Source organism: Streptomyces aurantiacus JA 4570 (assembly GCF_000414115.1).
GTDB classification, from domain to species: domain Bacteria; phylum Actinomycetota; class Actinomycetes; order Streptomycetales; family Streptomycetaceae; genus Streptomyces; species Streptomyces aurantiacus_A.
In genome coordinates, this window is record NZ_AOPZ01000266.1 from 1 (window position 1) to 8,054 (window position 8,054).

An 8,054-nucleotide genomic window follows, 5' to 3' on the forward strand; every position below is an offset into this window, starting at 1 on the left:
GCTGTTGGGCCGTTCCGACGTCTCAAACTTTAGCGGATTCTCCCGGCAGTTCCTAATCGGGCCGTTTCCGGTCGCGACAAGATCACGAGAATGAATTCGGGCGTGCCGAAATCAATCCCAGTGGGAGTTCGTGCAGGTGGTTTGAGTGGCCGCGTGAGCGGCGGGAGTTGCTGTCGCAGAACCGTTACAGCTCGGCGGCAACCCGAAGAACCTTACGGATCGGGCAGGCGACTGTCAACCTCCGCCGGTCGACGGGGGCAACGGTGCCGAGGGCGCCGTCAGTCGAGGTCGCTGAGGCGGCCGCCCGCGTCCGGCTGGGCGTGCTCCACGCGACGTAGAAGACGGGTCAGCACCTCGCCGAGGACGCCGCGCTCCTCCGCGGAGAGGTCCTGGAGGAGGTCGTCCTCGAAGACCGTGGCGAGGCGCATCGCCTCCAGCCACTTCTCGCGGCCCTCCGCGGTGAGCTCGACGATGACCCGGACGCGGTTGGACTCGTCGCGGTCACGGGTGACGAGGCCCTCGCTCACCATGCGGTCGATGCGGTGCGTCATCGCGGCGGGCGTGAGGCCGAGGCGCTTGGCCAGGTCACCGGGGCCCATTTGGTACGGGGCGCCGGACAGGACCAGCGCCTTGAGGACCTCCCACTCCGCGTTGCTGATGCCGAGCGTCGCGGTCTGCCGGCCGTAGGCGACGTTCATACGGCGGTTGAGCCGGCCGAGGGCCGAGACGATCTTCTCGACCTGGGGGTCGAGGTCCTGGAACTCCCGCTGGTAGGCGGCGATCTGCTCTTCGAGTGTCGGCTCTGTGGGGCCGGGGGTATCGCCCATGGCCGCAGTATGGCACGGGCCTGGTTGCCGTTGAAGTCCTTCGATGTGTATTGTTTAGATCCTAACTTTAGCTTCGAAGTCTTCACTCCTAAGGCAGGTGAAAGTGACCAAGGCGATGGGCGCTGCGACGATGCGCCGGATCCACGTGGGCAACGCGCTGAGTGCGTTCGGTCTGGGCTTTACCGTCCCCTTCTTGTACGTGTACGTGGCGCAGGTGCGGGATCTCGGCGCCGTCACGGCGGGCCTCGTGCTCGCCGCGTTCGCCGTGGCCGCGCTCATCGTGCTGCCCTTCTCCGGCCGGGCCATCGACCGGCGCGGGCCCCTTCCCGTACTCATCGCCGCACTGCTCACCGCCGCCGTCGGCGCGCTGAGCCTGGGCCTCTCGTCGAGTGCGCCGCTCGTGCTGCTCTCGGCCGGGGCGCTCGGCGCCGGTCAGGCCGTGATGCAGCCCGCGCTCGCCACGATGATCGTGGAGTGCTCCACGCCGGGCACCCGGTCGCGCGCCTTCGCCACCCAGTTCTTCCTGCAGAACCTGGGCCTCGGCGTCGGCGGGCTGATCGGCGGCCAGATCGTGAAGCACGAGCGGCCGAGCGACTTCACGCTGCTCTTCGCCATCGAGACCGTGATCTTCCTGGTGCTCATCGGGATCATGCTGACGACCCGGATGCCCCGCTCGCCGCGCATCACCGACGCGACGCCGCAGTCCGGCGGCAGCATCAGGGACGTATTCCGCAACCGCGTGATGCTGCAGCTGTGCGTCCTCGGCTTCGTGCTGTTCTTCGCCTGCTACGGCCAGTTCGAGTCGGGCCTTTCGGCGTACGGCGTGGAGGCCGCGGGGATCTCCCCGTCGACGCTCGGCATCGCCCTGGCCGCCAACACCGGTGCCATCGTGATCGCGCAGTTCGCGGTCCTGCGGTTCGTCGAGCGCCGCAAGCGCTCGCAGGTGATCGCGGCCGTCGGCCTCATCTGGGCCGTCGCGTGGATCGCGGCCGGGTACGCGGGCCTCGGGCACGGCAGCCAGGCCATGGCGACCGCCGCGTTCATCTCGACGTACGCGCTCTTCGGGCTCGGCGAGACGATGCTCGCGCCGACCGTCGCGCCGCTGGTCGCCGATCTGGCGCCGGAGTCGATGGTCGGGCGCTACAACTCGGCCTTCGCGCTGGTCAAGCAGCTCGCTCTCGCCGTCGGCCCGGCCGTGGGCGGGCCGATGGGGGCCACGCTGCACGCTCCGTACATCGTGACGTTCCTGCTCTTCTCGCTCGGCATCACGGTGCTCGCGCTGCGCCTCGGCCGGCACCTCAGCCCGGCGCAGAACCACCCGCACCAGCAGAAGAGCCGCGTGGTGGCCCAGGGCTCCCCGGAGACTCCGGAAGCCGTCACCGCACTCCCCTAGCGGCTTACGCGCGCGGGAGCGCGAACTCGCACCAGACCGCCTTGCCGCCCCCGGGCGTGCGCCGTGAGCCCCAGTTCGAGGCGATCGTGGCGACGATGGCGATGCCCCGGCCCGCCTCGTCGGCGGGCTCGGCGCGGCGGCGCCGGGGCAGGTGGTCGTCGCCGTCGGTGACCTCGATGATCAGGCGGCGGTCGGTGCGCCGAAGGCGCAGCCGCATCGGCGGGGTGCCGTGCTGCAGGGAGTTGGCGACCAGCTCGCTGGTGGCGAGGACGCCCAGGTCGTGCAGCTCGGGCGGGAAGCGCCAGCTCGCGAGGACGCCGGTGGCGAAGGCACGCGCGCGTGGGGCGGCCTCCACGCCGCCGAGCAGCTCCAGGGCGGCGTTGCGGAACAGGTCCGCGTGCACGCCCGTGCGGGACGGCTGCTGGAGGACCATGACGGCCACGTCGTCGTCGTGGTCGGCGGTCACGCCCAGGGCGCGGATGAGGCGGTCGCAGACCACCTGGGGCGTGCCGGTGGCTCCGGCGAGGGCGCGCTCCAGGGCGGCGACGCCCTCGTCGATGTCCTCGCTGCGGCGCTCGACCAGGCCGTCGGTGTAGAGCACGGCGGTGGAGCCGGGGCCGAGCGGCACGGAGCCGGAGGCGTGCAGCCAGCCGCCGGTGCCGAGCGGCGGGCCCGTGGGCTCTCCCGCGCGGTGGATGGTGCCGTTCTCGTCGCGTACGAGGATCGGCAGGTGGCCGGCCGACGCGTACACGAGGCAGCCCTCGTTCGGGTCGTGCACCGCGTACGCGCAGGTGGCGATCTGGCTGGCGTCGATCTCCGCGGCGAGGCCGTCGAGGAGCTGCAGGACCTCGTGCGGCGGCAGGTCCAGGCGGGCGTACGCGCGCACGGCCGTGCGCAGCTGGCCCATGACGGCGGCCGCGCGGACGCCGCGGCCCATGACGTCGCCGATGACGAGGGCGGTGCGGCCGCCGCCGAGCGTGATCACGTCGTACCAGTCGCCGCCGACCGCGGCGTCCGTGCCGCCCGGTTGGTACGTGGCGGCGATGCGCAGGTCGTCGGGCTGTTCCAACTCCTGGGGCAGGAGTGAGCGTTGCAGGGTGACGGCGGTCTCGCGCTGGCTGCGCTCGCTGGCGCGCAGGCGCTCGGCGGCTTCGGCGTGGTCGGTGACGTCGGCGGCGAAGACCAGCACGCCGCCGCCCGGGGTGTCCCCCACGGGGGCGCCGAGCGGCAGGGAGACGGGCGTGCAGGTGAAGGTGTAGGAACGGCCGCCGGGCGCCTTGCGGGACTTGACCGTGCGCGGTTTGGAGCTGCGCAGGACCTGGTCCAGGAGCGGCAGCAGGCCGACCTCTCCCAGCTCGGGCAGCGCCTCGCGCGCGGGGGCGCCGATCGGGCGGGTGCCGAACGTAGTGGCGTACGCGTCGTTGACGTACGCGATGCGGTGGTCGGGGCCGTGGACGAGCGCGACGAGGGCCGGGATGCGGTCGAGCACCTCGCGGGCCGGCAGTTCGTCGACGCCGCCGGCGGGCGTGTCCGCGAGGCGCTCGGCGCGGGCCGCGGGGACGGAGCTCTCGCCCCGCTGTGCCGGGGAGCCGCCGGTCTCGGTGCGCGCCGCTGCGCGGCGCTGTGTTCCGGGGAGCCGGGCGCTCCAGCGCGTGAAGTTCACTGCGGTTGGCCTCGTGGTGTCGCTTCTGGATCGGGCGGGGGTGTGCGGCCGGGGGGCCGGCCGGTGGCGCGGCGGCTGTGGGCGCCGCCTCCCGGGGAGACACAGCATGGCGTGGAGCGGAGGTTCTCTCTTGGGCGTGCCCGTCTTGGGTGTGCCCGCCCATCATGGTCACACGCCCAGTCTGGCCGACAGGACTGACATTCGTCAGACGCCGGGCCCGCCCGGGGAGTTCCTGCCGGAGGTGATCAGGACTCCTTCGGGCGCTCGCCTCCGGCTGCGAGTTCGAACTCCGCGCGGGGGTGTTCGAGCGACCCCAGGGAGACGATTTCGCGTTTGAACAGGCCGGCCAGGGTCCATTCGGCGAGCACACGGGACTTGCGGTTGAGGGTGGGCACGCGGCTGAGGTGGTAGACGCGGTGCATGAACCAGGCAGGGTAGCCCTTCAGCTTGCGTCCGTAGACGTGCGCGACACCTTTGTGCAGTCCGAGGGACGCCACAGAGCCGACGTATTTGTGCGCGTACTCCTGGAGGGGCTGTTTCCGCAGGGACGCGGCGATGTTGTCCCCGAGGACCTTGGCCTGGCGCACGGCGTGCTGGGCGTTGGGCGCGCACTCCTTGCCGGGTTCGCCGGCGGTGACGTCGGGGACGGCGGCCGCGTCGCCCGCGCCCCACGCGTGCGGGGCGCCGTCGACGGACAGCTCGGCGGTACACCGCAGGCGGCCGCGTTCGTTGCGGGGCAGGTCGGTGGCGGCGAGCAGGGGGTGCGGCTTGACGCCGGCGGTCCAGACGACCGTGCGGGTGCGGAAGCGGGCGCCGTCGCTGAGCACCGCGACCCGGTCCTCACAGGTGTCGAGCCGGGTCTCCAGGCGTACGTCGATGTTGCGTTTGCGGAGCTGGCTGACGGTGTACTTGCCCATCTCCTCGCCGACCTCGGGCAGGATCCGCCCGGACGCCTCGACGAGGATCCACTTCATGTCCTCGGCCTTGACGTTGTGGTAGTACCGCGCGGCGTAGCGGGCCATGTCCTCCAGCTCGCCGAGTGCCTCCACTCCGGCGTAGCCGCCGCCTACGAAGACGAAGGTCAGGGCGGCCTCGCGGACGGCCGGGTCGCGGGTGGAGGAGGCGATGTCCATCTGCTCGATGACGTGGTTGCGCAGCCCGATGGCCTCCTCGACGGTCTTGAAGCCGATGCCGTAGTCGGCGAGGCCGGGGACGGGCAGGGTGCGGGAGATGGAGCCGGGGGCCAGGACCAGTTCGTCGTACGAGATGTCGAGGGCGCCGGTGCCCTCCTCCGCGGTGGCGAGCGTGGTGAACGACGCGGTGCGCTTGGCGTGGTCGATCGACTGCACCTCGCCGACGACGACCCGGCAGTGGTCGAGCACGCGGCGCAGCGGTACGACGACGTGGCGCGGGGAGATCGAGCCGGCCGCCGCTTCGGGCAGGAACGGCTGATAGGTCATATACGGATCGGGCGAGATCACCACGATCTCCACCTCGCCCCGCTTCAGCTCCGGCTTGAGTTTCCGCTGGAGGCGCAGCGCGGTGTACATCCCGACGTAGCCACCACCGACAACGAGAATGCGCACAGGTTCCGTCACCATCCCATGACGCACCCGCACTTCGTGTTTGTCCACAGGCTCGGCAATTTGTATGACAGGAAGTGAGTGGTGCCGCTGTGCCGTGCCGTCCTCGGGCAGGGCAGAATGTGTGCAGGTCAGAGGGGGATGACGGGGTGGGGGTGCGGGGTGCAATCGGGTGGGAACCGGTGCGTACTCCGATCGGGGGGCGCTCCGTGCGGAACCCACCCCTTCTGAATTGACTCTGGCTCAACTATGTTCGTGTGACGTCGGGGTGTCGGGGGATGCGCTCGTCGAGTCCGGTTTGCCGGACTCGTGCAGGGGCTCGCTCTCGCACGCCGGTCATCGATGGCGGGGAGTGTCTCCGGGGGGAGACGTCATTACCGGGGGAACGTATATGCACATTCAGGACTCTCACTGGACTTCCGCGACAGCGTCGGCGTCGGCCGTCGCCACGGGCGGAAACGGCCGCGAGGTGGCGGACGGAGCGCGTCCGGCACCGCTGCGCGTGGACGCGCAGCGGAATCTCGAACACGTGCTGCGCGCGGCCCGTGAAGTATTCGGAGAGCTGGGGTACGGCGCGCCGATGGAGGACGTGGCACGGCGCGCCCGCGTCGGGGTGGGCACGGTCTACCGCCGCTTCCCCAGCAAGGACGTACTGGTGCGACGGATAGCCGAGGAGGAGACCTCCCGGCTGACGGAACAGGCACGTGCGGCGCTCGGCCAGGAGGACGAGCCGTGGTCGGCGCTCTCGCGCTTCCTGCGGACGTCCGTGGCCTCGGGCGCGGGGCGGCTGCTGCCGCCGCAGGTGCTGCGCGTGCGCGTCGACGGCACCGACGCGGCGGCCGGCCCCGTGGGCGTGGAGGAGGCCCGGGTGCCGCAGCAGCGGCAGGTGTCCCCGGTGGCCTCGGTGACTCCGCTGTCCTCGCCCGATCTGCGCCTCGTGGAGCAGCGGCCGGCGCCCGCGGAGGAGAGCGACGACGCGGGTGCCGCGGCGCTGCTCGACGTCGTCGGGCGGCTCGTGGAGCGGGCGCGGGCGGCCGGTGAGCTGCGCGCGGACGTGACCGTGTCGGACGTGCTGCTCGTGATAGCCACGGCGGCTCCCTCGCTGCCGGACGCCGCGCAGCAGGCGGCGGCCTCGTCGCGGCTGCTCGACATCCTGCTCGAGGGGCTCCGCTCACGGCCCGCGTAGCCGTTCACACCGCCCACATGGGCCTTTCGGGCTCGTCATGCTCAACTCCCGTGGAGGTCACGGGGGTTGAGCATTCCCCGAATGAGTGAACGGTAGTGCTCGATTCCGGGAACTCGCCCCGGACGAGTGGTTGCCTGTCGTCACTGTTCGGCGGAGCGCGACCGTGTGGCACTCTTGCCCGGTGTTCGGGTCCGAGTGTGCGTGCGGAGGCGTTCCGCGATGAGTGTTGACGGGCGGGACGAGCCCACCTCCTCCGGGGGTGAGTCGAGCGGGCTTCCTCCCCGACAGGTGCCGAACCAAGGCGGTCCCGGGGGCAGCAGCGGTGCCGCGAGCGCCGGTTCCGCGAGCGGCGGGTCCGGGGCGCCCGGCCCCGATCCCAGTGTGCCGACCCAGCGGGAGCGCGGGCCGGAGGACGGTGCCGCGCCCGGCGGTCCCGGCGGTGGTTCGGCAGGCGGCCCCTTCGCGGGTACGGAGGCCGGGGTGCCCGCCGCCCGGAGCGGCTCCGGTGACGTCCCGCCGTCCGACGCCGATCTGATCGAGCGCATGCGCGCGGGCGACGACACCGCCTACGAAGAGCTGTACCGCAGGCATGCCGAATCGGTCCGCCGCTACGCCCGCACCTGCTGCCGCGACGCCCACACCGCCGACGACCTCACCGCCGAGGTCTTCGCCCGGATGCTGGGAGCCGTTCGCTCCGGGCACGGGCCCGAGCACGCGGTGCGCGCCTATCTGCTGACCACGGTACGGCGCGTCGCCGCCGGATGGACGAAGTCGGCGAAGCGGGAGCAACTGGTCGAGGACTTCGCGGTGTTCGCCGCGCAGGCCGCCCGCGGCTCCGAGGTCGCCGACGACACCGCGTCCTTGGGCTCCTTCGGAGCGGGCCTCGACCTGGGCGCGGACGTGCGCGCCATGCACGAGGCGGAGCAGTCCCTCGCCATGCAGGCGTTCCGCAGCCTGCCCGAGCGCTGGCAGGCCGTGCTGTGGCACACGGAGGTCGAGGACGAGTCCCCCAGCGATGTCGCCACGCTCTTCGGCCTGGACGCCAACGGCACCCGGGTGCTCGCGAGCCGCGCCCGCGAGGGCCTCAAGCAGGCGTACCTCCAGGCCCATGTGAGCACCACGCGCACCGAGAGCGAGGAGTGCGCGCGCTACGCCGACCGGCTCGGCGCCTACGCCCGCGGCGGCCTGCGCACCCGCGCCGAGCGCGGACTGCGCAAGCATCTGGAGGAGTGCGCCGACTGCCGCCTCGCCGCGGGCCAGATCAAGGAAGTCGCGAGCGGCATTCCCGCGGTCGTGCCGGTCGCCGTCATCGGCTGGTTCGGCGCCGCCGGGTACGCGAAGGTGGCCGCGCTCGTCGGCGGCGGTGCCGCGGGCGCGGGCGCGGCGGGGGCCGCCGGGGCCG

The 8,054-nt window shown here is 72.1% G+C and carries 6 protein-coding genes; 3 read left to right on the top strand and 3 right to left on the bottom strand.

Annotated features, from left to right (window positions below):
• Positions 1–278: 278 nt before the first annotated feature.
• Positions 279–827, bottom strand: coding sequence for a MarR family winged helix-turn-helix transcriptional regulator (locus tag STRAU_RS24440; RefSeq protein ID WP_016643065.1), 549 nt, complete (start codon positions 825–827; stop codon positions 279–281).
• A gap of 115 nt (positions 828–942) precedes the next feature.
• On the opposite strand from STRAU_RS24440, the gene STRAU_RS24445 reads away from it, so the two are divergent.
• Entirely contained in the window at positions 943–2,220 is a 1,278-nt protein-coding gene (locus STRAU_RS24445) for an MFS transporter (RefSeq protein WP_037661627.1), read from the top strand.
• Positions 2,221–2,224: 4 nt separating this feature from the next.
• On the opposite strand, the gene STRAU_RS24450 is transcribed toward STRAU_RS24445, so the two are convergent.
• Both STRAU_RS24450 and STRAU_RS24455 read right to left on the bottom strand, forming a co-directional pair.
• Positions 2,225–3,883 carry an ATP-binding SpoIIE family protein phosphatase gene (locus STRAU_RS24450; protein ID WP_016643067.1) on the bottom strand — a complete coding sequence of 553 codons (1,659 nt, stop codon included), beginning with the start codon at positions 3,881–3,883 and terminating at the stop codon, positions 2,225–2,227.
• Positions 3,884–4,128: 245 nt separating this feature from the next.
• Positions 4,129–5,484, bottom strand: coding sequence for an NAD(P)/FAD-dependent oxidoreductase (locus STRAU_RS24455; RefSeq protein WP_016643068.1), 1,356 nt, complete (start codon positions 5,482–5,484; stop codon positions 4,129–4,131).
• A gap of 373 nt (positions 5,485–5,857) precedes the next feature.
• Here STRAU_RS24455 and STRAU_RS24460 point away from each other — a divergent pair, with 373 nt between their 5' ends.
• Both STRAU_RS24460 and STRAU_RS24465 read left to right on the top strand, forming a co-directional pair.
• Positions 5,858–6,652 (top strand): TetR/AcrR family transcriptional regulator, encoded by a 795-nt coding sequence (locus STRAU_RS24460; protein ID WP_016643069.1) that lies wholly within the window; start codon positions 5,858–5,860, stop codon positions 6,650–6,652.
• Positions 6,653–6,871: 219 nt separating this feature from the next.
• On the top strand, positions 6,872–8,054 hold a 1,183-nt coding region (locus STRAU_RS24465), incomplete at its 3' end, for a sigma-70 family RNA polymerase sigma factor (RefSeq protein ID WP_037661629.1).

Coding starts and splice junctions, on each gene's coding strand:
- STRAU_RS24440 (WP_016643065.1), bottom strand. CDS start 827: ATGGGCGATACCCCCGGCCCCACAGAGCCGACACTCGAAGAGCAGATC.
- STRAU_RS24455 (WP_016643068.1), bottom strand. CDS start 5,484: ATGGTGACGGAACCTGTGCGCATTCTCGTTGTCGGTGGTGGCTACGTC.
- STRAU_RS24445 (WP_037661627.1), top strand. CDS start 943: ATGGGCGCTGCGACGATGCGCCGGATCCACGTGGGCAACGCGCTGAGT.
- STRAU_RS24460 (WP_016643069.1), top strand. CDS start 5,858: ATGCACATTCAGGACTCTCACTGGACTTCCGCGACAGCGTCGGCGTCG.